This window comes from Methylorubrum aminovorans (assembly GCF_022179725.1).
Classification (GTDB): domain Bacteria; phylum Pseudomonadota; class Alphaproteobacteria; order Rhizobiales; family Beijerinckiaceae; genus Methylobacterium; species Methylobacterium aminovorans.
Map to the genome: position 1 here is coordinate 20,391 of NZ_BPRC01000030.1, position 23,808 is coordinate 44,198.

25 protein-coding genes are annotated in these 23,808 nt (G+C 60.0%); 10 read left to right on the forward strand and 15 right to left on the reverse strand.

The window, feature by feature from the left end:
• Positions 1 to 4: 4 nt before the first annotated feature.
• Positions 5 to 493 (reverse strand): hypothetical protein, encoded by a 489-nt coding sequence (locus MFF24_RS24150; protein WP_182556785.1) that lies wholly within the window; start codon positions 491 to 493, stop codon positions 5 to 7.
• A gap of 548 nt (positions 494 to 1,041) precedes the next feature.
• Between MFF24_RS24150 and MFF24_RS24155 the strand changes: the two genes are divergently transcribed.
• On the forward strand, positions 1,042 to 1,602 hold the full coding sequence (locus MFF24_RS24155; protein WP_182556784.1) for a hypothetical protein: 561 nt from the start codon (positions 1,042 to 1,044) through the stop codon (positions 1,600 to 1,602).
• Here MFF24_RS24155 and MFF24_RS24160 read toward each other — a convergent pair.
• The 3 genes from MFF24_RS24160 to MFF24_RS24170 form a co-directional block, all read right to left on the reverse strand.
• A complete protein-coding gene (locus MFF24_RS24160; RefSeq protein WP_182556783.1) occupies positions 1,599 to 1,925 on the reverse strand; it encodes a DUF3768 domain-containing protein in 327 nt (108 codons plus the stop codon). The two genes, MFF24_RS24155 and MFF24_RS24160, sit on opposite strands and share 4 nt — an antisense overlap.
• Positions 1,922 to 2,131 carry a hypothetical protein gene (locus tag MFF24_RS24165; protein ID WP_182556782.1) on the reverse strand — a complete coding sequence of 70 codons (210 nt, stop codon included), beginning with the start codon at positions 2,129 to 2,131 and terminating at the stop codon, positions 1,922 to 1,924. Before MFF24_RS24165 ends, MFF24_RS24160 begins: the two co-directional genes overlap by 4 nt.
• Before the next feature lie 614 nt (positions 2,132 to 2,745).
• Positions 2,746 to 3,420, reverse strand: coding sequence for a hypothetical protein (locus MFF24_RS24170; protein ID WP_182556781.1), 675 nt, complete (start codon positions 3,418 to 3,420; stop codon positions 2,746 to 2,748).
• Between the two features lie 545 nt (positions 3,421 to 3,965).
• On the opposite strand from MFF24_RS24170, the gene MFF24_RS24175 reads away from it, so the two are divergent.
• The gene (locus MFF24_RS24175; protein WP_182556780.1) at positions 3,966 to 4,376 is read left to right on the forward strand and encodes a helix-turn-helix domain-containing protein; all 411 of its coding nucleotides are present in this window, start codon (positions 3,966 to 3,968) and stop codon (positions 4,374 to 4,376) included.
• 845 nt (positions 4,377 to 5,221) lie between these two features.
• Here MFF24_RS24175 and MFF24_RS24180 read toward each other — a convergent pair.
• The 8 genes from MFF24_RS24180 to MFF24_RS24215 all read right to left on the reverse strand — a co-directional run bounded on the left by MFF24_RS24180 (position 5,222) and on the right by MFF24_RS24215 (position 11,921).
• A complete protein-coding gene (locus MFF24_RS24180) occupies positions 5,222 to 5,509 on the reverse strand; it encodes a hypothetical protein (protein ID WP_210280252.1) in 288 nt (95 codons plus the stop codon).
• Between the two features lie 105 nt (positions 5,510 to 5,614).
• Positions 5,615 to 5,917 carry a hypothetical protein gene (locus MFF24_RS24185; protein WP_182556779.1) on the reverse strand — a complete coding sequence of 101 codons (303 nt, stop codon included), beginning with the start codon at positions 5,915 to 5,917 and terminating at the stop codon, positions 5,615 to 5,617.
• A 117-nt stretch (positions 5,918 to 6,034) separates the two neighbouring features.
• Entirely contained in the window at positions 6,035 to 6,979 is a 945-nt protein-coding gene (locus tag MFF24_RS24190; RefSeq protein WP_182556778.1) for a YsnF/AvaK domain-containing protein, read from the reverse strand.
• Positions 6,948 to 7,496, reverse strand: a complete 549-nt coding sequence (locus tag MFF24_RS24195; RefSeq protein ID WP_182556777.1) for a YsnF/AvaK domain-containing protein — start codon at positions 7,494 to 7,496, stop codon at positions 6,948 to 6,950. The genes MFF24_RS24190 and MFF24_RS24195 overlap by 32 nt, the downstream gene beginning before the upstream one ends.
• A gap of 1,107 nt (positions 7,497 to 8,603) precedes the next feature.
• Positions 8,604 to 9,602 (reverse strand): helix-turn-helix domain-containing protein, encoded by a 999-nt coding sequence (locus tag MFF24_RS24200; protein WP_182556776.1) that lies wholly within the window; start codon positions 9,600 to 9,602, stop codon positions 8,604 to 8,606.
• On the reverse strand, positions 9,589 to 9,912 hold the full coding sequence (locus MFF24_RS24205) for a hypothetical protein (protein ID WP_231347164.1): 324 nt from the start codon (positions 9,910 to 9,912) through the stop codon (positions 9,589 to 9,591). Before MFF24_RS24205 ends, MFF24_RS24200 begins: the two co-directional genes overlap by 14 nt.
• A gap of 978 nt (positions 9,913 to 10,890) precedes the next feature.
• The gene (locus tag MFF24_RS24210) at positions 10,891 to 11,331 is read right to left on the reverse strand and encodes an HNH endonuclease signature motif containing protein (protein ID WP_231347163.1); all 441 of its coding nucleotides are present in this window, start codon (positions 11,329 to 11,331) and stop codon (positions 10,891 to 10,893) included.
• Positions 11,332 to 11,336: 5 nt separating this feature from the next.
• Positions 11,337 to 11,921 carry a recombinase family protein gene (locus tag MFF24_RS24215; protein ID WP_182556775.1) on the reverse strand — a complete coding sequence of 195 codons (585 nt, stop codon included), beginning with the start codon at positions 11,919 to 11,921 and terminating at the stop codon, positions 11,337 to 11,339.
• A 1,579-nt stretch (positions 11,922 to 13,500) separates the two neighbouring features.
• On the opposite strand from MFF24_RS24215, the gene MFF24_RS24220 reads away from it, so the two are divergent.
• Positions 13,501 to 13,689 carry a hypothetical protein gene (locus MFF24_RS24220; protein WP_182556774.1) on the forward strand — a complete coding sequence of 63 codons (189 nt, stop codon included), beginning with the start codon at positions 13,501 to 13,503 and terminating at the stop codon, positions 13,687 to 13,689.
• Between the two features lie 512 nt (positions 13,690 to 14,201).
• On the opposite strand, the gene MFF24_RS24225 is transcribed toward MFF24_RS24220, so the two are convergent.
• Positions 14,202 to 14,399, reverse strand: a complete 198-nt coding sequence (locus MFF24_RS24225; protein WP_182556773.1) for a DUF2934 domain-containing protein — start codon at positions 14,397 to 14,399, stop codon at positions 14,202 to 14,204.
• A 101-nt stretch (positions 14,400 to 14,500) separates the two neighbouring features.
• On the reverse strand, positions 14,501 to 14,773 hold the full coding sequence (locus tag MFF24_RS24230) for a DUF6894 family protein (protein WP_182556772.1): 273 nt from the start codon (positions 14,771 to 14,773) through the stop codon (positions 14,501 to 14,503).
• 198 nt (positions 14,774 to 14,971) lie between these two features.
• Between MFF24_RS24230 and MFF24_RS24235 the strand changes: the two genes are divergently transcribed.
• Complete coding sequence (locus MFF24_RS24235) at positions 14,972 to 15,874, forward strand: Crp/Fnr family transcriptional regulator (protein ID WP_306424270.1); 903 nt, start codon at positions 14,972 to 14,974, stop codon at positions 15,872 to 15,874.
• A gap of 68 nt (positions 15,875 to 15,942) precedes the next feature.
• Here MFF24_RS24235 and MFF24_RS24240 read toward each other — a convergent pair whose 3' ends face one another.
• The gene (locus MFF24_RS24240; RefSeq protein ID WP_210280251.1) at positions 15,943 to 16,392 is read right to left on the reverse strand and encodes a Ros/MucR family transcriptional regulator; all 450 of its coding nucleotides are present in this window, start codon (positions 16,390 to 16,392) and stop codon (positions 15,943 to 15,945) included.
• Positions 16,393 to 16,737: 345 nt separating this feature from the next.
• Here MFF24_RS24240 and MFF24_RS24245 point away from each other — a divergent pair, with 345 nt between their 5' ends.
• From MFF24_RS24245 to cyoD, 6 genes are all read left to right on the forward strand, one after another.
• Complete coding sequence (locus tag MFF24_RS24245) at positions 16,738 to 17,589, forward strand: Crp/Fnr family transcriptional regulator (RefSeq protein ID WP_182556771.1); 852 nt, start codon at positions 16,738 to 16,740, stop codon at positions 17,587 to 17,589.
• 420 nt (positions 17,590 to 18,009) lie between these two features.
• Positions 18,010 to 19,353, forward strand: a complete 1,344-nt coding sequence (locus MFF24_RS24250; RefSeq protein ID WP_182556770.1) for an MFS transporter — start codon at positions 18,010 to 18,012, stop codon at positions 19,351 to 19,353.
• A 141-nt stretch (positions 19,354 to 19,494) separates the two neighbouring features.
• Positions 19,495 to 20,673, forward strand: a complete 1,179-nt coding sequence (gene cyoA, locus MFF24_RS24255) for a ubiquinol oxidase subunit II (RefSeq protein ID WP_231347168.1) — start codon at positions 19,495 to 19,497, stop codon at positions 20,671 to 20,673.
• Positions 20,674 to 20,696: 23 nt separating this feature from the next.
• On the forward strand, positions 20,697 to 22,700 hold the full coding sequence (gene cyoB, locus MFF24_RS24260; protein ID WP_182556768.1) for a cytochrome o ubiquinol oxidase subunit I: 2,004 nt from the start codon (positions 20,697 to 20,699) through the stop codon (positions 22,698 to 22,700).
• 3 nt (positions 22,701 to 22,703) lie between these two features.
• Positions 22,704 to 23,330, forward strand: coding sequence for a cytochrome o ubiquinol oxidase subunit III (cyoC, locus tag MFF24_RS24265; RefSeq protein ID WP_182556767.1), 627 nt, complete (start codon positions 22,704 to 22,706; stop codon positions 23,328 to 23,330).
• A complete protein-coding gene (gene cyoD / locus MFF24_RS24270; protein ID WP_182556766.1) occupies positions 23,327 to 23,722 on the forward strand; it encodes a cytochrome o ubiquinol oxidase subunit IV in 396 nt (131 codons plus the stop codon). Before cyoC ends, cyoD begins: the two co-directional genes overlap by 4 nt.
• Positions 23,723 to 23,808 lie beyond the last annotated feature (86 nt).

The window sequence follows — 23,808 nt, forward strand, 5'->3', positions numbered from 1 at the left end:
GGTCTCATTCTCCACGGTTGATGCGGCTAACGGTCTTCTGGATTGGATCAATTATAATGCAGGATCTACCCTGCTGAAGAGCGTACTCAACAGCATCACCGGTTCCACCCAAACCAGCAGCAGGCTTACCGTCCCAAATAGCCAACAGGAGATCGCAACGCTCAACGATATAACGCCCAGCTGCATAGAAGGCCGGTTCGGGCTCGTCGGTGGTGTTAAGATCGAGCCGCTCACTAGCGGCGAGAAGCTCGCGGTAACGGGCGAGTCCGTCCCCTTCGAAGAAACTCTCATAGTTGTGGATAGGGATCACAGCGAGAACAGGCACATTCATCTCTAGTGCGCATTGTGCAAATATCTGGTCACTTCCGACAGCGAGTGAGGTAAGCGCCTGAGTGATGGTCGAGCACTGAGCCAACTCTGCTCGAACTGCATCAGCTACCCAGTTCCAGTCGATGCCTGGCCGTGCCTGATGCCCGCTGACTCCGACCCTCACTGATTCACCCCCCTGCACGTTCCACTTGCAACACAAGCTAGTGCGTTTCCTGTTTGTTCCGCAAGTGGTTTCGGGCTACATTCACCGCTTAATTCAAGCGTATCAAACCTTTAGGAGTTACATTTGACAGCTCGCCGTCCCGATCGACCTCAACCGAGTCGTCCGACGCAAGCCAATGATGGCTTATCGTCGACGTTGCTGCAGCGTGGGCTGACTTCAGCCAACCTCAGCGGCGCATTGCGTCCCACGCCACCGGCTCCCGCAGCCCCCGCAGCTCCTCCGGCCGCACCACCCCCTCCTCAAAAGAAGGACTAAGCCGACGCTATGATCCCTAAACTGCCCAGGCTTGCCCCCCTGCACGTCGACGATCTGCTCGATCAGCATATGAGTTTCTATGGTGGCATGACATCCGATAACCTGCGCCGCAGCTTGCCACAGCGCTTGCCACAGCGCTTGCTGCAATCGGCGCTGCCCCAGCAGGCACAGCCTGCGCAACCGGCACCGCCGCCAGTGGTTCAGCGTCCCTTGGCAACAGGGAAGTCCTGAGATTGGACTCGGCACTATCGCTGCTCAGCCAGGGCGCAAGCGCAGTCTACGCTCTGCTCGATGAAAAACAGTGGGCTGCACTGTCGGCTGCTGGCACTGCACTACAAGCGCTTATCGCTCTTGCAGCCCTCTTCTACGTCGGTGCTCAACTACGAGCGGGCCGCAAGGCAGGTGATTTGCAGGCCCTGCAAGAGCTGTTCAATGCTGTGACTGAGCGTGAGCAGGCGCTACTTCGTTCTCGTGACAAGCCGGACGAGCAGGATGCTGCCTTCCTGGAGTTTATGAATTTTCTTGAGCTGCGGACAGTTGCCTTGAATGGAGGCCTATTGGGGCGCTATCCCAAAAAGATCCTCCGCGAAAAAATTATCGACTCTCTGGCTGTGATTGAGGGTATGCCGGAGTGGCAGCAGCGCTTTATCGAAGCGAAATCGAGCGCGACAGCATTCGAGCACCTGCAGCGGTTTGCACGGAAGAACCGTAAGGCGATCAATCGGGTGAAGGCCCACATGATGGCCAAAGCTGAAACCGCCCCGGAGGGCGGTTCGGGCAGCGCAGCCGGTTAGTACTCGTCGGCGCGCATCAGCGTGAGGACCCGGACGGTCACCGCCGGATCGGCCGGGTCCGGCGAGTGCATCGCCAACTGGAGGTCGTAGTAGTCGATCTTCCAGAAGTAGCGCGTGCCCTTGTGCTCGACGCTGCCGAAGTCGTGCTCGCCGTGAGGATCGTTGTCCGGCGTGAACGCGCTAAAATCGCGCATCAGGTTCAGCACCGCCAGCCGGTCGAGCGGAGCCAGTTGGCTGACTCCTGGGGTGAGCATCAGCCGACCGCCGGTCAGCTGAGAGCGTAGGGCGTCGTTGAGACGCTGGATCGCGGTGGTGCGGCTCATTGGGCCAGCTCCCCGTCAGTCTTCGGTCGCGGCTTGCGGATGACCAGGCGGCCAGTGAGCGGCAGGCAGCTGAGCTGAAGGTTGAAGCCGTCGCCATCCTCATGTGCCCAGGCGGCGCCGATCCGGGTCCAGAAGGCGTTCTCGCCCTCTCCCTCGACCACGTAGACGGCGTGGCTCGGACGGTTGTTGGTGGTGGTGCGGGTCATGGTGTGGATCTCCCTTTGCTGGTACCGGCCACGCCCATCGCGGCCGGTCGGGAGTTCTGCTGCGCCGCGGGGCTGAGGCCTCCGGCCGGTCCTGGTCATCGGCAACACGGGAGCGCACGCGAACGGAGCGGGCAGCCGCTTGACCGGGACAGCCTCCGGCGCATCTCCCGAACCGCCTGGCCGCAGGGGAGAGGCTGGCTTGCCGGGAGAGGCACACCAGCCCGCTCACACACAGTGCCGCCACAGCCGCCGGCCATTGTGTAGGGGAGGGCGCCCCCGGACCCGATCAGGCTCCTGCCAGGCCCGGGACGGCGATGGTTTCAGCCGCGATCATGACGCCGCCTAAGGCCGCGTTCGTCCGCTCCGCACTGGGCACGGGTTGCAGCCTAGTCCCAAGCCACTCCAATCCGTCGTAAAAGCGGATTTCTGCAGAAGCGGATCAGCTCTGCTGGTCAGTTTGGGGCTTTGCCCCACTGGCAGCCCACCGCCGGTCGGACGGGATGGGGTCAAGGCCGGAGAGCGCAGCGTGCCTTGACGCCGGCACGGCCGACTGGCCCATGCGGCATCAGGATAGAGCCAGTCGCCGCAAAACAGGAAAATCGTATTTCCGGATATCAGGCTGGCAGGAAGGGAATGACAGCTGGCTCGACGCGCAGGTCACCGGCAGCGTTCGGCACAAGCACCGGTACAGCCGGGTAGAGCGCTCCCCAGGCGGACGTCTGGGCGATCCAGGCCGCGGCGGTCGGCGAGAGCCAGCCGGTGAGGGTGGTGAGATTGCCGTAGCGCTGGGCGAGGGGCTGGGTGAGGATCGGCTCGTAGTGGGCGACCCGGTTGCGCAGGTGCCGGAGGTCGCGCAGCTGCCCGGCGATCAGGCCTCGCTGAATGCCCTTGGCCTGGAAGATAGGCCGAAGATGCTGCCACAGGTGCGTCCCGTCACGGCCAAACAGCGAAGTCCAAAATCCGAACGTCAGCTCGGCCACCATCTGCCCGTGGCTGGCGGCTTTGCGCTCGCCCAGCAGCGTGGCGCGGGCCTTGATCACGCAGTCACGCTGATAGCGGCCGGGAAGGGCGACTGGGTCGTCGAGCCAGTCCGGGCCATACACCGTCATCAGTTGGGCATCAGCCCGGTTGCGCAGTGTCACCTCGAGCATGTGCAGCGGCCCATAGAGGGCCGCCGAGAGCTGGACGTTGAAGGTGTAGAGCCGGAGCGCCAGAGCATCATCACCGTCGGCCCAGTGCTGGTAGGTGGCGAAGCGGTCGCTGGAAAGGACGTCAACGAAGGTGGGCACGAAAAGCGGATTTCACTTGAATTTTTCGGTCGGTTGCCCCATAACTTATCACGTAACCCCCGGTCGGTCCCTGCCTAGCATACCGCCGGGGCAAGCTTTTTCTGGACCGCTTTCCTATTAGACCGCCTAGAGCACCTGCTCGGCGGCCTTTTTGCTGTGCCATCAGTCGCAGCAGCGCAACTGGCAGAATGGTCGGGACTCAAACCACTGGCCATCTTACATTTTTTCGGCGGCTAGGCCGACAAGGGCGCCTCCAGCCCTGTGACGACATGGTGGAACGCTGCTTTCTGCGGCTGCACCCTAGTGAGAGGCTGCAAACCCGCATTTCTGTAAAATCGTATTTCATTATTTGCGGATTGAGGGCAAGAAGGCCGTTGCTGTTCCTTATGCCGAAGTCAAAGGAAGTTCGCACTGAGAGTAATCTACGAGCTTCGAGCTACCGATGGCCTTATTGCAGCTAAGGCGACCGCTTGAAATTGCAGCGCCATTAAGCTGTAATCAACATTCGACAACAAGCGTGAATTTAAGATTTTAGGATTAGCAGGATGGACATCTCCAGCGGGCCGCCGAAGCGGGTTACGGAGGCAGACCGGCTTGTCGGGCTTCGGATTGCAGCGCTGCGTAAGGCACGTGGATTGAGTCAGACCGCTCTCGGACTTGCAGTAGGCGTGACCTTCCAGCAGGTTCAAAAGTACGAAAAGGGCCAGAACCGCGTTGGCGCGGGACGCCTGCGCGAGATCGCCCGGTTGCTCGAAGTGCCGGTCTCCACCTTCTTCGAGGATAGCGATAACCCCACTGCTCGGGAGCAAACCGAGCTGCTCGGCTTCCTGCATGCCAAGGGGGCTGTTGAGCTGCTGCGTGCTTACGCCGAGATCGAAGACGACCAGGTGCGTCGTGAGGTTCTGGCGATCGTCCGCAGCACAGCTCAACTCGTCCAGAGCTCCAACGGCGAATAGCCGCCAAGGACGTCATTCATGTCATGCCTCCTTCAGCCTGATAGGCAAGGTCTTCAGGCCATGCTCGATGCTCATAATGCGGAGCGTAAATGGCGGAGGTGGCCCGGTCGCGCGCCAAAGCCCTGTAACGATAATCCTTTCAGGCCCTGGGCGCGTGCCCGGCTGATTTCGGCTGTCGCCCTTGGCGGACTTGCTGCTCTGGCCGCAGCCGTACGTGCCTTCAGTCTATGATCGCTGAACGCTGCCGCGCTCGGTCAAATCGCCAGTTTTTTGCTGCCAAGTTCAAACTGGATAAAAAATTCCACATGGGTGAAGGCCGTTTAAGAAAAATCTTGCTTGCTGCGCTCGGCGGAGATGGATAGATGATCACTTACAAGACACAAAAAAGGCCGCCCCGGTGAGGGGACGGCCCGAAGTCTTGGGAGGAAACGCTCAAGAAGAGCAGCATGACCGCGACGCCATCGCGGTTGCGCATAATCCAAAATTAGATGGTGCGTCGCACAAGGCAACCCCCTTCGAAGGGTTTGCGACGTTGCGTGTACGGCATAGCTTGTACTTCAAGTGCGTGGGCACACCACAGCCCAGGTAGCTAGCCGGCTTGTGTCTGATCCCGATCGCACTCAAGTTGCCGCAGCAGCTCGGCCAGACGTGGATCTAGAACGTCATTCAGCACCGGCTCGTAGATGGCCTGCAGCTGCAGCCCGAGCCGCAGGCGTGTGCGGGCGTCCAGGATTGGCCCATGGTCAGGCGCAGAGTCCGCTGACAGCGGCGTATTCGAGTTGGCGCTCATCAGAAGCATGGGGTGAGATGTAGGCAGGACTGAAGCGGCATGGAAAGCCCTTCAATCAGCCCAAAGCCCCAGACGCGTTCTGGTTTGGCAGAGGCATACGCAGGCATTCGGTCTGCAGATCGAGCAGATACTCGGTCAGCCGGTTGCGGACGCCTGTATCGAGGCAAGAGACAGCCAGAGGCACCGGGAGAGCTTCGCGCGGTATGGCGTAGACAACCGCCTCGGCGTAGCTAGCGGCACTGCGTTCTGAGTTGGCTGCGAGAAGCCGGGTGCCGGTGCGCAGTCCGATCGTGATCGTAATAACGGCCACAACGCTCTCCGTGGCTTTAGCTGCTTGGGTCAACCGCCACGATCGGCTGTGGTTGCCGACCTCGTTCTGAATGTCACCGAGAAGCAGATCGCCACTGTTCCGAATGGTTGAACCACACGGCAGCGGGCGTTCCGTTGGTCAGCCTGCAGCCTGAGCCTCTGGCGGATTGTGGATCAGCGTCAGCTTGGGTCGCCTACGGCCGGTCAGAAACGTCACTCCTGCCCAGGCTTCGTCGCTCCGGACGACATGCACCCGGTAGCCCATCTGCGCGGCGAGGGCTCGAGCCTGCTCAAGTGTGCCGCTGGAGAGCTGCAGCGTGAACTCGCCACGTCCGCTGGCCAAGTTGACGGCCAGGATACCGATCTCGACACCCTCGTTGAACGCTGCATCGCGTCCGGGAAAGCGGAGACGTAGGCCGTCCTCAACATGGATGAAGCGCATTGCGACACAACCTCGAAAGGCTGCATCGCAACGCGCTCATGGTTAAGGATTTCCTAGCATCCCACAAGCGAGCTGCAGGATGCTTAAGAGCTGTGGTATATCAGCCGCGACAAGCGCTTAGCGCTTGTCGGTTGTCGTCCCGCCGGTGCCGGTACGTGTGACGTTCCCACGCTCGTCTTCCACCTCGACCTCGGTGCGCCGCACCTTGTCGGTGATGGTTTCGGTGTGCTGGGTCGCATCCTTGCGCAGGCCCACCTCCTCGACGACGCGGGCGTCCTTGGAGACCACCGCCTCCTCGACACGCTCAGTCGCTTCGATGGTCTTCTCGGCAAACAGTGCCTCGTCGGCGGCCGTTACCGGACGATCAACCCTTTGCCGGTCGACGTGGACCGTCTCCTCACGGAGGCTCACCTGCTCGTTTACCGGCGTCTCGACGGCGTAAGAGCGCAGCCGCACCCGGCCCTGCTCGGTGACCCGCTTGCCGACGTTCAGACGCTCCTCAACGACGGGGATAGTCTCCCGGCTGCCGACTTGCGCATCATGTGCCGCGCCAGTGACACCAGATACCCCACTAGCATAGGAACCTGCGGAACTGGCCCCACCCGCGGCATGCAGACCGGTGGTGCCGGCCGACGCTCCGGTTGCCGGAATACCGCCCGCAGCCTCGGCACCCGTTGCACCTGCGGTGTAGCCGCTCCAGCCCTCCTGCCGCCAGGACGACTCGCGCTCGTCCAGGTCGACCGCGTTGGTCTGCTCAAGGATATCGGCGACTGCACGGATCTTGCTGTCGTCGGCAGAGACCGTCAGCATCGTGCCGCCGCGGTTCAGCCCCTCGCTGTAGGAGTAGCGGTCCTCCTCCGGCAGGAAGAGGTCTTTAAGCGAACCCCAGAAGCCGCCTTCGTCCCGGGTGTGGTCGTAAGCTCCGGTGCTCTGAGCAGTGCTGCCCTCGCGGCCCTGAACGAGGCGGACCGAGGACTCGGGAATGCCGGCGGCGACGAGTTTGCTGAGCGCGTTCTGAGCGTCCTGCCGGTTATCGTACAGGGCTGTGATCGTCTGGGTCATGGTCTGTTTCCTCCGTAGGTGTGGTGGGTTCAGCCCCCTCCGGACCTATGCGTTCGATCACCGCGCGCTGCTTGCGCAGGGTGACCGGAACCTCGACGTCCTCGTTCGTGCTCGTCTCGCGGATGTGCACCTCCTCCTTGAGGATCAGGCGCTTCTCGACGACGAGGACCTCTTCGAGGATTGGGATGATGGTGACGCTGCCTTCCGTGCGCGTCTGAGGAACAGGCTCGCCTTCCTTGATGACGCGGTCGATGGGCAGCCGACTGACGCCCACGGTGTTGCCGTGCAGCGACTCGCGGAGCACCTTTTCGATGGTTTCTGTTTGTGTGCTGACGCGGACGCGACCTTTTTCGCGTAGCCGCTTCTCGATGTGAGCAGTTTCCTCGACGACAGGAAGAACAAGCTCCTCCTCTGCTCGCAGCTCGAGCGGGGTTAGATCTTCGTCTGTACCGCCGTTTTGCGACGGCACTTGCGTGGAAGCACCGTCGTCACTTGCCACAGGAGGTGTTTTGATCATTGTGGCCTGACCTGTTCTGCAGCACGAGAACGGTCCATGCCCTGAGGCAGTTCCGCAGAATGTTAAAGCCGATCACATTGGCTAAGCTTTGCTGAGACGGCGCCTTTCATCCGAAGCGAGAAGAGGGAGGTGCGAACTTGAGCCGGACTCCGTGAAGATCCCGGCCTAGCTGCAGTGGTGGTCATCTGGGCACAACCCGGGCCTTGAGCCGCTGAACGGAAGCCGCCATTGACAACCAAAATCAGGGCGCATCCGCTATCGTGGCCACGTGGGCTCGACGAGCGAAAGGCGCAGTATGAGGCGCCCAGACAAGCTGCTGAGACATGTGTACAAGCACGGCGGCTCCGCAACGTGCTACCCGTTCAGCCGACAGTGGACATCCTGATGGTTAGGTCATCCACGAAGTCAGGCTAAGCCCACCTTATGGCGCGATATCATCCGCACAAGCGCAACCTGGTGGCACAAAACGTTGGTGATCAAGTGCCGCTCAGCCTACAGCAGAAAAAATCCAATCCATTGATAATGAATTCAATCGCAGCCTTGGTCATGCTGTTGCTGTCAACAGCTTACCACACGCCAGTCAACGCCAAAGATAGATCCTCGCCGGTCACTCGTGAATATCTTGTAGGCAGCTGGGGTACGGACGGCTGCAAGCCTCCCGCTGTTGTTTATTCGCAGGACGGGACAACGGATGAAGGCTCTGCTCGATGGAGCCTTAAAGGCGGTCAGCTTGTGGTCGTCGCAGAGGGCACGCGGACGGAGAGCGTCGTCGAACGGCTGGGACGGAACCGGATGAGGCTCAACACGGCGGATGGACCCTTCGACCTAACGCGTTGCAGGTAGTGGCCCATTAGACCTCGGTATGACCCCGCCGGCGTAGGGCAGCTAACACTGCGCCGGGAACAGCCCCGAGCGCGACAATGATCAAAAGCAGCGGGACGACAACAGGCTCAGTTGATCCTCCTGACGGGAAAAGCGTGATCGCGAGAAAAGCGCATGCCGCTCCCGCTAGCGGAACCCCGCAAGCGACGCCGAGAGCAGGAAGACGCATCAGCATCGTCAGGAGAAAAGCGCAGACGAAGCTGGCCAGTACCACTGCCGATATGATCATCGCAGCTGCGCGTCCTTCTGCTTGGCAATTCGTTGAGCTTCCGCACGGCAATCGCTTGGCGTCATGCCATATTGTCTACGGAACAGCCGACTGAGGTGGGCAGCATCGCTGAAGCCGAACCGCTCCGCAATCGCACAGATTGGCTCTGCGGAAGTCGCATCCTCAAGAGTTGCTCGTGCGACTTCAAGACGGCGGCGACGGATATAGTATTGAACGCCGCCTTCTTCCTCAAACAGGCGATAGAGTGTAGCGCGCGAAACTGCCAGAGTACGGCAGAGCCTTGCCGTATTGAGAGAGGGAGAGCCGAGTCCTTCATCGATTGCACCCCGTGCCAGCAGTGCGAGGCCGCGTCGGCCAACGACGGCTTGGGATGCCCTTCCTGTTCCTGCAAGTGCCAGAACAAGGAGATCGATGACTCCACGTGCCAGCATCATCCCACTACTCCTCGGGAGCTCCGGCACGGCACTCCGAAGGCTGAGCAGATGCGTGGTCAGGAACGATGCTGTATGCGAGGCAATGGCAACTCCATGGAGTGCGGCAACGTCAAGACCACGACTAGCAGCAAGGGCGCGAGGCACGATCAGGATAATTGTCTGACTTGCGCTTGAAACGTGGGACGAGGCTTTTGCAAGATCAGCCAGGTGAAGACTTCCCGGGCGGGTTTTAACGTGGATGTCGCCCCATGTTCCCTTTGCCTCTCCCTGGATTGTCAAAGCAACAACAAGAGAGTCCGAGCTCCAGGACTTTATCAAGCCGACGTCGCGCGCCCACTCCTGCGACGTGATCTTGGAGTATATGATTAATATATTATCGAGATAGAGGCGATCCGCAGTGACGTCGAATGGCTCTAGCGGAACACAACGGTAGAACGGCGCGAAGCTTGGCCAATCCTGATGCAGCCATGCCTCATGCCGGTCCCGAACCGGTAGGGCAGTGGTAGAAAATCGCTGCAATTCCAGTTTGAGCACCCCCGTTTCTGGTTTATCTTTCAGCATCGCCTTTCCCCATAGGCAACGACATAAATTGTAAAAACAGGCGTTCCAGATAGGCTTTGTAGTCGCGACAGGCTCGGCAGGCTAAATCCATGGAAACGTTGTTTACAATGACGTCTAGTTGCACTGCAGGTCTAACGCGCTCTCCAGCTCTTGATGCGCTTCTGCACGTGCGTTCCACTTTGTTCCGGGCTTGATACACATGTTCAAGCCGGTGGTACATGCGTTCAAGACCGGTCTGAGAGATGCGTGCTACCGCGGCGATCGGCAGAACGAAGAGCTGCTCGAGTGAGACGCTGGCCCGATGAAGCATCAGACGTCTCCTCGTGGATCGAGGGAGCGTGGTATGGGCAGTCTCGGCACTTGTCGGCGGGGCATAGTGGCGCCATTAATCAGATTGTCAGGGGCAGCGGTCTTCGCAGGATGTGGAATTACATCTGCACTGGTTCAGCCCGTTCAAGCACAGACTGTCGCCGATAAGCGCTTTGTGGTCACTAACCACACGCCTGGTGCAATCATCGACTTCCGTGTTCTGGCACCTGGCAGGCGCTGGAGTGAGAACTGGCTAAAGATACCGATCCCAGGGCGAGGGGGCCGGAACCTCGCATTCAATGCCGACCGCCCCTCGAATTGCATGATGACAGCCCGTGTCATCATTGATTTTGGCTCCCGCGGCATGTCAAACGAGAGGGTTATCGAAGAACCGGTCAACTTCTGCGGACTTGCAGTAATCAACGTCCTGAACGATAGACTTAGGCTTGAAAGTGACACGGGTGCGCCTCAATATGTACCGCGTGTGCCAAATCGGCAGGCTGAATTTGAACCTGTAAGCGAGCCATACCGGCCTGGCGACTGGGTTCTCGGCAGATGGCGGAACGGCGAGCATTGGTACCCTGGCATCGTCGAGAGTGCCGCACGCGCTACAGTGACCATCCGTTATGATGACGGCGATCGAGAAACCGCGCACGTCAGCCGCGTCCGCTCTTACACGTGGTCTGTTGGTACGCGGATCGAGTGCAACTGGAAGGGCAGTGGAACTTGGCATTCAGGTCGCATCACATCATTGAACGGTGATATGCTGAACATTGACTACGATGACGGTGACCGTGAGCGCACGCGCACGGGCAAATGCCGCTCGCGTTAAGAGCTGCGCTCTGCGTGGGGGCTGCTGACCACAAAAGCTGCCCCCGATCCCAACGGTGCCACTTTCCTAGAAGCTCGACGAGAGTCATCTCACGAACTGCAGCCCTCCTTACAGCCAGCAGGGCAGCTTCCGGTGTGCGCCCCAAGGTCAGTACCGGAACGGGTAAGGGCCGAGGAACAGGTCACCGAGGGCCTTCCGGTATCTGTAGGTGAACCAGCGCTGACGCAGGTGTTCCGCCCGATCGTGTAGGATGTGGCAGCGCTGGCAGAGCGCCCGTAGGTTCTTGGGATCGTTGTTGCCTGGATCATGGTCCAGGTGAGCGCAGGCCAGATAGACGCGGGTGGTCCGTAGCGCTGTACCTGCCGGCATGGACTCCACGGGTGTCAGCTTAAGCGGGCGCCCCTTTCCGCTGCGCCAAGTCTGCGTCGCAGCATCCCACCAGCGTCCGTCGCCAAGGTGGAAAACCAATTGCCCATGCGGTCGACCACACTCCTCACAGCAGCCTTTGGCGCGCCCGAAGCGGATCACCTCAGATAGCTGTGACCAATCGATAGGATAGAAGAAGCGATTTTCCGGGCGAATGGGCACGGCGGTTAGCCCCCTGCACGCGCTTGGCTGCGCGTGCGCGCCTGCGGGAAGTACCGGTAGAAGGTGAAGCGGCTCACCCCCAGGCGCTTGGCGATCGCAGCCACCGAGATGTTGCCAGCAGCGAGCAGAGCCCGGGCTACTTCTAGATCAGCCTCGCTCAGCATTTTGGGTCGCCCCCCTTTTCGCCCACGGGCCAGAGCGGCCTTCAAGCCCTCCATGGTGCGCTCGCGGTTGAGGTCGAGGAAGTACTCGGCCATGGCGCCATGCATCTGCAGGGCAAAGCGTCCGTGGGCGGTAGCGCTGTCGAACTGCTCGGTCAGGGAGCGGAAGTGGATCTCCTTGAGCCGCAGGCCATCAATGGTGCGCATCATCTCGACGAGGGAACGGCCTAGGCGATCCAGCTTCCACACCACCAGGACGTCGGTCGGGCGCAGGTAGGCGAGGGCGGCTTCGAACTCCGGGCGCTTGGTCCCAGCCTTACCGCTCTTCTTCTCTTCAAAAATTTTTTCGCAACCTGCCTTCAGAAGCGCATCGCGCTGAAGGTTGAGGTTTTGGTCCTGGGTCGAGACACGCGCATAGCCAACAAGCATGTCACGATAGTCCCACAAGAGGGTTTTTCTGGCAATAGATTTGCTACCATATTTTCGTTACACAAACGGGGCTGTTTCAGGGTTTTGGCCAGCCGCTCCGACTGAGTGTTAGAAAAACGAACGTTTTCTGCACACATGTGATCGCACAACTAGAGGACGCTCGTGATCGCAAGCCAACTTTTCATGCGAATGCGACGAGCCGTTCGCTGGCCTGTGTCGTGTAGCGCGTGCGCATCTCAAGCTTCGTCGACTCTGCCCATTCACTGCCGATCCTCAAATTAGGACTGGACCCGCGCGATCGCTGAGCCAATGTCTGTCTCTAAAACGGAAGTTACCTTCGCTTGATCAATGTTACTGCGCCTCCGGCAGAGCCGATCCACTCGGAAGGCACCATACGCAGCGAGTTACGTATGTCTGATCGGTCCCGCGTTGTTGGGATGATGCTGAAGGCTACGCGCCAAATCGTGGCACGTGAGGAGTTTGTCGAGGATGCGATGTGGTGCGCAGAAATGACCGAGGTCACTGAGAACAACGAGGGCGTCGCCGCGCTCCGCGCCAAGGTGGTTGCGTGCCGGATAAAAGCTGCCCTGATGCGAGATGTCATGGGACAGCTAGCAACCGTACTGACGAGACTGCCACTTGAACCGGCCTAGATAATCAACGCTGGAATTTAAGCGATGCCTCGCTGGCTTTTCGAAATGCTCTGCGTTGCGGCTTTCTCAGCACCCGTCGGGGCTGCTTGGATGTACGCATGGCCGTTAGTTACAGGACGCCAGCTACCATCAGCTCTGAACCCTGAGCTGGCTTTGCTCGCCGCGCTCATTCTTCTCTCTAGCTCGGGTCTTACGATGCTGATGTCCGCACGCATCCAGTCTGACCGCAGATGATCCGCGTTGAGCCCGTAATGCGCTAAGTAGGATGGGCGTGCAGCCACGCATTCGGCAGTGCGGACACCGTCGATCCGTCACAAGCCACGCCTATGAGCTGCAACTATCGACAACAGGATGTTGGGTGAGCCCAGTGCAGACAGTGGCGGAGTGGTGCGCGCAAGGTTATCGCGGTCTGCGTGTCATGTGCTGCCCCGAATGCGGGCAGGAGACGCGCAGCAGTTGGGAGGAGTTAGGCGCCACGTTGGATGATGATGTGGTTGTGGTGGCGCAGCGGGTGTGCTGCGAAGTGTGCTTGAAACCTCTTACTGGGATTGCTGTTGTCACCTACAGGGAGGCGGCATGAGGAGTTGCCAGGCCGTGTACGCTTGAGCATCATCGCATCACGCGGGAAGCATGCCGATGCCGGGTGGGCGACGAAGACGTTTCGACCGACACGCAGCCTTGGTGCTTGCTGGTATCGGCGCGCTTGTGGCGGCCGTGTTCTGGTTCATCACGTCCCAATTCGCTTAGCCGCCTACTAGCGGCCAGCAGCTCTCCGTTACGTTCAGGAGCGACCGGTTTGGGATGGCTTCCTGCCTTAGTGAGCCAGCAGAGCGCGATGCAGCGGGCGCGGTTGGGCCGGGGAACGACTTCGCCTGAGCACACTTCTCATCCGGCCTGTCATAGGCGTCGTAAGCCGGGAGAGTCGAATGGCTAAGGACGTGACCACCTACACCCTCAAGCAAGCCCTCGCCGCAAAGGTTGAGGACCACATCGAGATCGCCGTGGAGGCAGAGGACGGGACGAAGTTCAAGATCCGGGCGACCGCGGATCAGCTCGACGCGCTCACGGGTGATCTGGAGACGATCCTGGACGCTGACGACGCGGACGCTGAGTAATCCGGCAAGGCGGCGCCGACCTCTCCCCCGGCAATCCCAGGACCGAGGGCCGGCGCCGCCACCTACCCGATCCGTCAAACTTAACGAAGGGCCAACCACATCCGAACAGGACGCGGAAACCGTTACGCTAAGACGCGTTAGCCGGACGATCACCCCCACGCAGATGCGGAGCCCATACGATGACCATCACCGTCTTCGACCCCATCCGCGGCCAGATGGTTACGATCCAAGTCCCAGCTCCACGGCCGCGCTGACGCCGGCGCGGCCGTGGAGCTGTGGCGGAGCATCGCGCTTACTCTAAGGATATCTACGCGGCTTGATGGCAGAAGGCCTGCGTACTCGGAACCGTGTTTCTCAGCCTATGTGCCAATACAGTGGTTGGAAAACGGTTGTTTTTCATACATACATGGTTGCACAAATATAGGACCTCATGGGGTGAGTAGCGGCAGTTTAGCGGTTATGAGATGAACGTCTGGACTACAGGTCGAAACGGACGATCCGACAGCGGCAATTTAGCCTATCTCGAACACTTCAAGATCTTGGGACATGGCCTGATCGCGCCGTTGGGCTCCACGCTCGGCACGCAACTCGCGCTCAGCCAAGAGCCAGAACTCGATTTCAAAACCATCCGGACGATGGTTGCGCTCCCATAGCTCATAGGCGCGCTGCCGGATTTCAGCTGGTGTGATCGGACGTTCGTCCTGTGACATTGGTACGAGCTCTATAACATCGACCGGAAACATTTATCCCATGTCTGCGGCGAGGCATACGGCAGCGGTCTGGATCGAATTATTGATCTCGAACAAAAGCCTCATAGTTCAGGTTTTTTCGGCCACTCCATGTCGAGCCTCAGCCGTGTGCGGAACAGGACATGGCCAGCCTCGTCGCGGACCAGCGCTGCGATATACCGCTCCTGCGCCTGCATCATCGCAGCTCGGCGACGAGGACCATGCAGCGCTTCACGCGCGATCTCGGGCAATAGCGACACAGCAGCCGCACAGGCCTCATTCAGATCGAAGAACTCAAGACCATCATCGTCGCGTGTGATAATATCACCATCTGCGACATCAATGTGGAAGAGCATAGGCAGCCTCATACAACCAGATAGCCACGCTGCCATTTACTTCGAATGTTGTCGTTAACCTATCTGATTCGATTGTGCACTGTTCCACTACGGCTAAGGAACTGCTCGAATTGCCTTCCATCGCGAACCGAGGAGGAAAGGCTTACCCTAACAGATTCCGTCGCTTGTAATTTAAAGGTTGATAAGCGGCGTAGCGGCTTGAAGGTCACAACCTACGCCTATGTTAGTGCTGCTCAATTGGTACGCGTGGTCGCGGTCCCTAAAGGGCAGGGAGGACGCGAAATGCAGTTGCTGCGACAGGGAGCGCACGGGCCGCTCGTACGCAAGCTTGAGGCTTTTGCGCCTTTACAGGTAACTGATAGGGTTGCGCTCACCGCGATCGAGACCGCAGGACAGTTCTTCCCGGCAGGTAAAGATCTCATCTGCGAGGGCGACCGGCCACAAGGCATGCTTGTGATTGGACAAGGCTTTGCCTGTCAATACAAGTTGCGGGAGAATGGAACGCGTCAGATCCTCGCCTACCTTTTACCGGGCGATGTCTGTGACCTCGCCACGTCGCGGCTCGACAGAATGGATTATGCTATTGGCACTCTTTCCACATGCCGGGCCGTGTGGGTTGCTCCTTGGATAGTCGCAGATCTCCAGCGGCGGCCCGCCGTGATGCAGGCGCTACAAACAGCAGCGCGCGTCAATGAGGCGACTTTACGTGCGTGGCTTGTAAACATCGGCTGCCGCTCAGCCGTAGAGCGCCTCGCCCATCTTTTCTGCGAGCTGTACGTGCGATTGCGCGCGGTCGGGCTGACCAAGGACCAGACGTTCCTGCTGCCAATTACGCAGGTTGATCTGGCGGACACTGCCGGCATAACACCGGTACACGTCAATCGCTCCTTAGGTACACTCAGGCGTGCGGGCCTTATTGAGCGTAAAGGTAGACATTTTACAATCCTTGACTTGCCACGCCTTGCGGAAATCGCTGAGTTCAAGGCAAATTACCTGCAACTGGACGAGATGGCCTCTGAACGGGATCGTAGCACTTCGCAACAGCTGCGTGCCATTGGTCCCCACCCTCACGTTTCAGAAGCCCAACCTCGTACCTTCTGAAACGCGAGAGCTGGAAGTTCGGTACGCTCTACACGACAAGCTCGTAGCCTATGATCAAGTCGAATTCGCTACTCAGCTGCCTGCCTCTCCGCTCGTCCGCCGGTACGACCTAGACCCAGTTCTTTCGCCAGCGCAGATCGCATGGTTGAATAACCAGGAGCAGTCATCGGGTAGTCCGAGGGAAGGCCATAGCGCTCACGGTAGGAGAAAGGATCGAGGCCATGCACTCCAAGGTGCCGCTTCAGCGTCTTGTAGGGCTTGCCATCGATGAACGAGATCAAGGCATCTGGCGTGATCGACTTGCGGATTTGCGCCGCGGTCGCCTGCTTAACATCGGCTTCGGCTGCAGATGCCGAGCCTGTGATGCTTAGAGATGCAAGTTTGGCATAGACTGCTGGGATGAGTCCGGGCAACTCGGCTGCGGGAACTCGATTGTTGGCGACATATGAGGTGACGATTTCGGCGGCGCGCTCGAGCAGATCCTCACGAGAGAGGGCGCCGATCGTATTGCTCTCCAAGATGATTACCCCTGGTATCTCGATGTCTGACTCCGCCCTACTTACCCAAGTCAGAACGGAATGTCTCGTGGCGAAATCTCGCGCGCGGCACCCGAGCCTGGCATTTGCGGAAGGGCACGCTGGTTAGAATTGTACTTGCCTCCTCGTGCATGAAAGCGACAGGCTGCAGGCGATCCTTGCGCAGCCTAATGTGTGCAAGGCTGATCACAAGGCGGTTTTCCGGCCCGAACCGACTGACGGCGTAGACTCAGCGGCTTCTTGACCGCTCGCTCTCAACCGAGGCGCACACGTCTTGCTGGAGGCAGGCACGCTAGCTCGGCGGTTGCGTGCATAAACCGAGCCTTCTTGAACGCAGAAACGCAGATTACCGTTGGGCTTGGAAACATCCAGGAAGGCTATGGGTCGCCCTTCAGCCTTCACCGTCTCATCAGGAACACGACTGTGACCACCGTTCCTCCTGGCACAAAAGCCGAACCGTGCGCTCGCATCGAGCGCGGTCAGGGGTGTGGCGTTGAGCGCTGTGGGCTCTGCGAAGCTCGTGCAGTCAGCATCTGCAACGCAATCGAGGAGGATCAGCTCAGCGAACTGGCCCGGGCAACCACGGTGGTCGAGCTCGCGCCAGGTGAGGTCTTCCGGAACGAGGGTGCTTCACCGGAGTACCTGTTCAACATCATCTCGGGGTCGGTGAAACTGTTCAAGCTCCTGGCTGATGGTCGTCGCGCGGTCATTGGGTTCCTGACGGTGGGCGATTTCATCGGTTTTGGCCGCCCTGATGCCGTGCCCTGCAGTGCCGAAGCCCTTACGAACGTTCGGCTGTGCCGGTTTGAGCGCGGCAAGTTCCGCGTCCTCCTGGAGACCTATCCAAAGCTCGAGCGTCGTCTCCTCGCTGTAGCATCTGACGAGGTTGCAGCTGGTCAGGAGCACATGACTCTGCTTGGCCGTCTGACGGCGGACGAGCGGGTTGCCCGCTTCCTCCTGGCGCGAGCGGAAGCATCTCAACGGCTGGGGGGCTCTAGCAAGGATCTCGAGCTGCCGATGACGCGCTCTGACATCGCCGACTATCTTGGTCTGACCATCGAGACCGTGAGCCGTGTCTTCACAAGGCTGCGCCGGAAGGGGCTCATCGACTACAAGACGGCAAGATCGGTCACTCTCCAGGATCGACCGGGTCTTCTGGCGATCAGCGAAGGCGGGTAGCCAAAAAACAATCTTTGTGAAGAAGCGCTACGCCGCACTGGCAAGGCAGCATGAGGTGGGTGAGCAGGCCTGCCGCGCTGCCGGCTTGCGGTTGGCTGCCCCGAAACTGCTGCTCTAACAGCAGGTTTTCCGCCCCGTTTGACTCAGATCAATGCGCGCATTGGCTCGCAGGATCATGGTGCCAGATTAAGGGGGATCACCATGCTTGCTGCATCAGAACACTACCGTTGATACGGCGGCCATCTGTTCACGCTCGGCAAGATAGCGCACCAAGCAGGCCGAACATCAGCAAGAGCAGATCAGGCCGAAGGATAGACATCCGCTCCATCACGTCTGCGAACGCCACTGTGCGCTCCTATGCGCGCAATCAGTTTCTGGACGAAATTCCCTAAGAAACCCTTATCCCAGGCTACACTTCGGATGGCGATCGATCACGTTGAAGGGCCTTATCCATCCTCCAATCCGCTGGAGCGCGACGCCCGTTTAGCGAACACTGATCACAAGGTCGCACCTAGTGAGATTGCGATCGGCGTGATTATCGGCCGGACGGCAGAGTATTTCGATTTCTTTGTGTTCGCGATTGCATCTGTGGTGGTGTTTCCAAAGGTGTTCCTGCCTTTTTTGGAGCCCCTGACCGCAACGCTTTATTCCTTCGCGATTTTCGCGCTCGCCTTCATCGCGAGGCCCCTTGGAACAGCCGTCTTCACAGCCATCGATCGTCGGCATGGCCGGGGCGTAAAGCTAACCACGGCGCTGTTTCTGCTCGGCTTTTCTACGATGGCGATCTCCTTCCTGCCCGGCTACGCGCAGATCGGGGTTTGGTCGCTTTACCTCTTGGCTGGACTGCGGATTGGGCAGGGCCTGGCGCTGGGTGGCGCCTGGGACGGCCTTGCCTCGCTGCTAGCGCTGAATGCGCCCATCGAACGACGCGGCTTCTATGCAGCTATCCCTCAGCTCGGTGCGCCGTTCGGCTTCATCGTGGCCGCCGTCATGTTCTCATACCTCCTGCTCAACCTGACAGATGGCGAGTTTTTGGATTGGGGCTGGCGTTACCCCTTCTTCTGCGCCTTTGCCGTCAATGTTGTGGCTTTGTTCTCACGCCTGCGGCTCGTTGCGACGGACGAGTTTTCCCGCCTCCTTGAGCAGCGGCGGCTTGAGCCTTCGCCCATCATCCCGCTGATCCGCAACCACTCACGAGAGCTTCTCATCGGCGCGCTGATACCGCTGGCGAGCTTTGCCCTGTTTCATCTCGTGACCGTGTTCCCGATCAGCTGGATCAACCTCTTCACAGAGCGCTCGCCGGGCGAGTTTCTCATGATCCAGTGCTCGGGCGCCTTTATCTGCGCGGGTGCGGTCATGGCCTCTGGGCTCATCGCCGATCAGATCGGTCGCCGCATGCTGCTGATGATCACGGCAGGCCTGATCGCGGTCTTCGCTCTCGGCAGCATCATCGCGCCGCTGCTCGTCGAAGAGAACGCGATTGGGCAGACGATCTATGTCAACGCGGGTTTTGCCCTGCTTGGGCTGTCCTACGGCCAGTCCTCCGGAGCGGTCACGTCCCGGCTTGAACAGCGCTTCCGCTACACCGGAGCGGCTCTCACAAGCGACCTGGCTTGGCTGCTGGGAGCGGGGTTCGCTCCCCTGATCGTGCTGTTTCTGTCAGCCCGCTACGGCCTCGCCTGCGTGGGTCTGTACCTGCTGTCCGGTGCAATCACGACCTTGCTGGCGCTTGGCAGCTCGCGCTCAGAAATCCGGCAGGTCTGAACCGTGCTCCCTGGTCACCCTCGCGCCATCCGGCCGCGTCCAGCCCGCGCGCCGGCGAGAGATGATGAAGCAAGCCCCATGGTCTCACCGTCTCGCCCTTCCTTTGCTCTCCGCCGCTCGCAAGGCCCGCGGGTGAGCAGCATGCTGCGAAGCCTAGCCGTGCTAGCCGCCTCTAGTCTGCTGGCCGGGTGCAACATGGTTGTCATGAACCCGTCCGGGGACATCGCAACACAGCAGCGCAACCTCATTATCGTGTCCACCGCGCTCATGCTGCTGGTGATTGTGCCGGTGATTGCGCTCACCTTCATCTTCGCGCGCCGGTATCGTGCCTCGAACCCAGACGCGACCTACGATCCGGATTGGCACCACTCGACCCAGCTCGAGGTTGTGATCTGGACGGTGCCGCTGTTGATCATCATGGCACTCGGCGCGATCACCTGGATCTCCACACACACACTCGACCCATTCAAGCCGTTGTCGCGCCTCGGCCCTAACCGCCCGATCCCGGCCGACACCAAGCCACTCGAGGTGCAGGTCGTCGCCCTCGATTGGAAATGGCTGTTCATCTACCCCGAGTACGGGGTTGCAAGCGTCAACGAGATGGCGGCGCCGGTCGACCGGCCGATCACGTTCAGGATCACGTCGTCCTCTGTCTGGAACACGTTCTACGTCCCAGCGCTCGCCGGTATGATCTACGCCATGCCCGGCATGGAGACGAAGCTCCACGCTGTCATGAACAAGGAAGGAACGTTTCGGGGGCTATCGGCTCACTACAGCGGACCCGGGTTCTCCCGGATGAACTTCGGCTTCCGCAGCCTGCCGGCCGCAGGCTTCGACGAGTGGGTTGCGAAGGCCAAAGCGTCCGGCACAAACCTCAACCGCGAGGCTTACCTGGCGCTTGAGAAGCCGAGCGAGGCTGATCCGGTTCGGTTCTTCAGCAGCGTGCAGGCCGGCATCTATGACGTCATCCTTGGCATGTGCCCCGAACCCGGCCTGATGTGCGTCACCGAGATGCACCAGATCGACCGAGCTGGAGGTGGGGGGCGAGCCAGCGAAGAGAACCGCAAGCGGCTCGACTACGACAACCGTCGCCTGGAGTCCGGCACCGAGCCTTCGGGCGCCACCTTCCCGGCCTCGGGTCGTCCGCCGCAAGGCTCAGTCCAGCCGGAAGGCATGGATCCCCGCGACCAGACCCTGAGCCGGGACGGGGTCAACAAGCCAAAAACCGAGCCTGATCAGGGCCAGGGCAACGCCCTGCCGGGCGCCGACCGGACACCTGCGCCGGCCCAGCTCAACACTGCGCCCCCCCAGGGCCGCTAGCATCGACCGATACGGGCATTCCCATGTTCTCGAACATCGATCTCCAGCAGCTTGTCTTCGGGCGCCTGACGCTCGAAGCTATCCCCTATCATGAGCCGATCCTGCTCGTGACCTTTGCAGCTGTTGCGCTGGGCGGCTTGGCTCTCGTTGGCGCCGTCACTTGGTACGGCCAATGGGGCTATCTCTGGCGTGAGTGGTTCACGAGCGTCGATCACAAAAAGATCGGCATCATGTACATCATCCTCGCCATCGTAATGCTGCTGCGCGGCTTTGCCGACGCAATCATGATGGTCACACAAAAGGCTCTCTCGGTCGGAGAGGCACAGGGTTACCTGCCACCGCATCACTACGATCAGATCTTCACCGCCCACGGCACGATCATGATCTTCTTCATGGCGATGCCATTCGTGACCGGGGTGATGAATTACATCATGCCGCTCCAGATCGGAGCGCGCGATGTGGCCTTTCCATTTCTCAACAACTTCAGCTTCTGGATGACGGCAGGCGGCGCCATCCTGACGATGCTGTCGCTGTTTGTGGGCGAGTTTGCCCGTACGGGTTGGCTTGCCTACCCGCCGCTCTCCGGAGCAGCCTACAGCCCGGGCGTCGGTGTCGATTACTACATCTGGAGCCTACAGATCGCCGGCGTCGGCACGACGCTGTCTGCGATCAATTTGATCGCGACCATCGTGAAGATGCGCGCGCCCGGCATGACTATGATGAAGCTGCCGGTGTTCTGCTGGACCACGCTCGCTAGCAATGCAATCATCGTCACGATTTTTCCGGTTCTGACCGCCACGTTGGCTCTTCTGGCCTGTGATCGTTACGTGGGGACACACTTCTTCACGAACGATTACGGCGGCAACTCGATGCTGTACATGAACCTCATCTGGATCTGGGGGCATCCGGAGGTTTACGTACTCGTCCTACCTGCCTTCGGCATCTACTCGGAGATCGTCTCGACGTTCTGCGGAAAGCGGCTGTTTGGCTATACGTCGATGGTCTACGCCACCGCTGTCATCGCGCTCGTGTCATGGCTGACCTGGCTCCACCACTTCTTCACGATGGGTGCCGGCGCCAACGTCAACGCCTTCTTCGGCATCACGACCATGATCATCTCGATCCCGACCGGGGCCAAGGTGTTCAACTGGCTGTTCACCATGTACCGGGGCAAGATCCGCTTCGAGGGCCCCTTCATTTGGGTCATGGGTTTCATCCCGACCTTCGTGCTGGGTGGCCTGACCGGCGTGCTGCTTGCCGTGCCGCCGGCCGACTTTGTCCTCCACAACAGCCTGTTCCTGGTTGCGCATTTCCACAACGTCATCATCGGCGGCGTCGTGTTCGGGCTGCTCGCCGGCGTGCAGTACTGGTTCCCGAAAGCCTTCGGCTTCCGTCTCGACCCCTTCTGGGGAAAGGTCAGCTTCTGGTGCTGGCTGGTTGGCTTCTGGGTCGTGTTCACGCCGATCTATGCCCTCGGTCTAATGGGCGAGACGCGTCGGACCCAGCATTTCGACGATCCGTCGGTGCAGCCCTACCTGATGGTTGCGGCGTTCGGCGCCTTCATCATCATGGCTGGCATCCTGGCCTTTGTCGTGCAGCTTCTCGTGAGCATCCTGCGACGCGAGCAGCTGCGTGACCTTACCGGTGATCCCTGGGGTGGACGGACGCTTGAGTGGTCCACCTCCTCACCCCCACCCCCCTACAACTTCGCGTTCACACCCGTGGTGCACGATCTCGACGCCTGGTGGGACATGAAGAAGCGCGGCCATGAGCGGCCAGCAGGAGGCTTCAGACCCATTCACATGCCCTGCAACACGGCGATGGGCATGACACTGGCCGCTCTGAGCACTGTGCTTGGGTTTGCCTTGGTCTGGTACGTGTGGTGGCTCGCCGCCCTGTCGCTCATTGCCCTGATTGCGGTCTCGATCAGGCACACGTTCAACTACCACACGAGCTTCTATATCCCGGCCGCGGAAGTGAACCGGCTCGAAGCCCAGAGAGCGGCGCAACTGGTGGGACGGGTCTGAGCCATGCATGAAGTGACCGCCCCACCCGGCGCTACGGCTCCGGTCTTCTACGAGCAGGAGGAGCATGCCCACGGTGACGGGGGCACGCTCCTGGGCTTCTGGCTCTACCTGATGAGCGACTGCCTCATTTTTGCGGTGCTCTTCGCCTGCTACGGCGTGCTCGGCCGGAACTACGCGGCAGGCCCATCCGGCGCCGAGCTGTTCGACCTCAAGCTCGTTGCTCTCAACACCAGCCTCCTGCTCCTGTCCTCCATCACCTATGGCTTTGCCATGCTGAAGATGGAGGAGGAGCAGGTGGACGCGGTCCTGCGCTGGCTCGCCGCGACAGGCGTGCTCGGAGCTGGGTTCCTCGCCATCGAGTTCTATGAGTTCGCGCACCTGATCCATGAGGGCGCCACGCCCCAGCGGAGCGCCTTTCTCTCTTCGTTCTTCCTCCTGGTCGGGACGCACGGGCTCCACGTGACATTCGGGATCATCTGGCTCGTGACGCTGATGTTCCAGGTGCGGCAGCACGGGCTGATCGCTGACAACCAGCGTCGCCTCCTATGCCTCTCGATGTTCTGGCATTTCCTCGACGTGGTGTGGATCGGCGTCTTCACCTTTGTGTACCTGATGGGAGCGACGCGATGAGTGCTCCGGCTCACCCTGTACACGGCACTGGTCCACATATGCATGGGACCGGCCACGGCCCTGCTCATGGCACCCGGTCGGGCTACATGACGGGGTTCATCCTCTCAGTCATCCTCACGGCAATACCGTTCTGGCTCGTGATGGGCGATGTTCTCGACAGCAAGCTTAAGACCGATATCGTCATCATGGGCTTTGCCGTCGTGCAGATTTTCGTCCACATGATCTATTTCTTGCACTTAAACATGAAATCCGAGGGCGGATGGACCTTTCTCGCCCTCGTTTTCACGCTGACGCTTGTGCTGATTACCTTGGTTGGATCGATATGGGTGATGTATCACATGGATCAGAACATGATGCCCATGTCGCCCAACGAGGCTCTGCACAAGCCATGATCGCGTGCTTCCGAAGCAAGCAAGACGCAAGACGCCCTATGTGATGCAGCGCATGGGTGTGAATTTGACATGAGTGCTATCGCCTA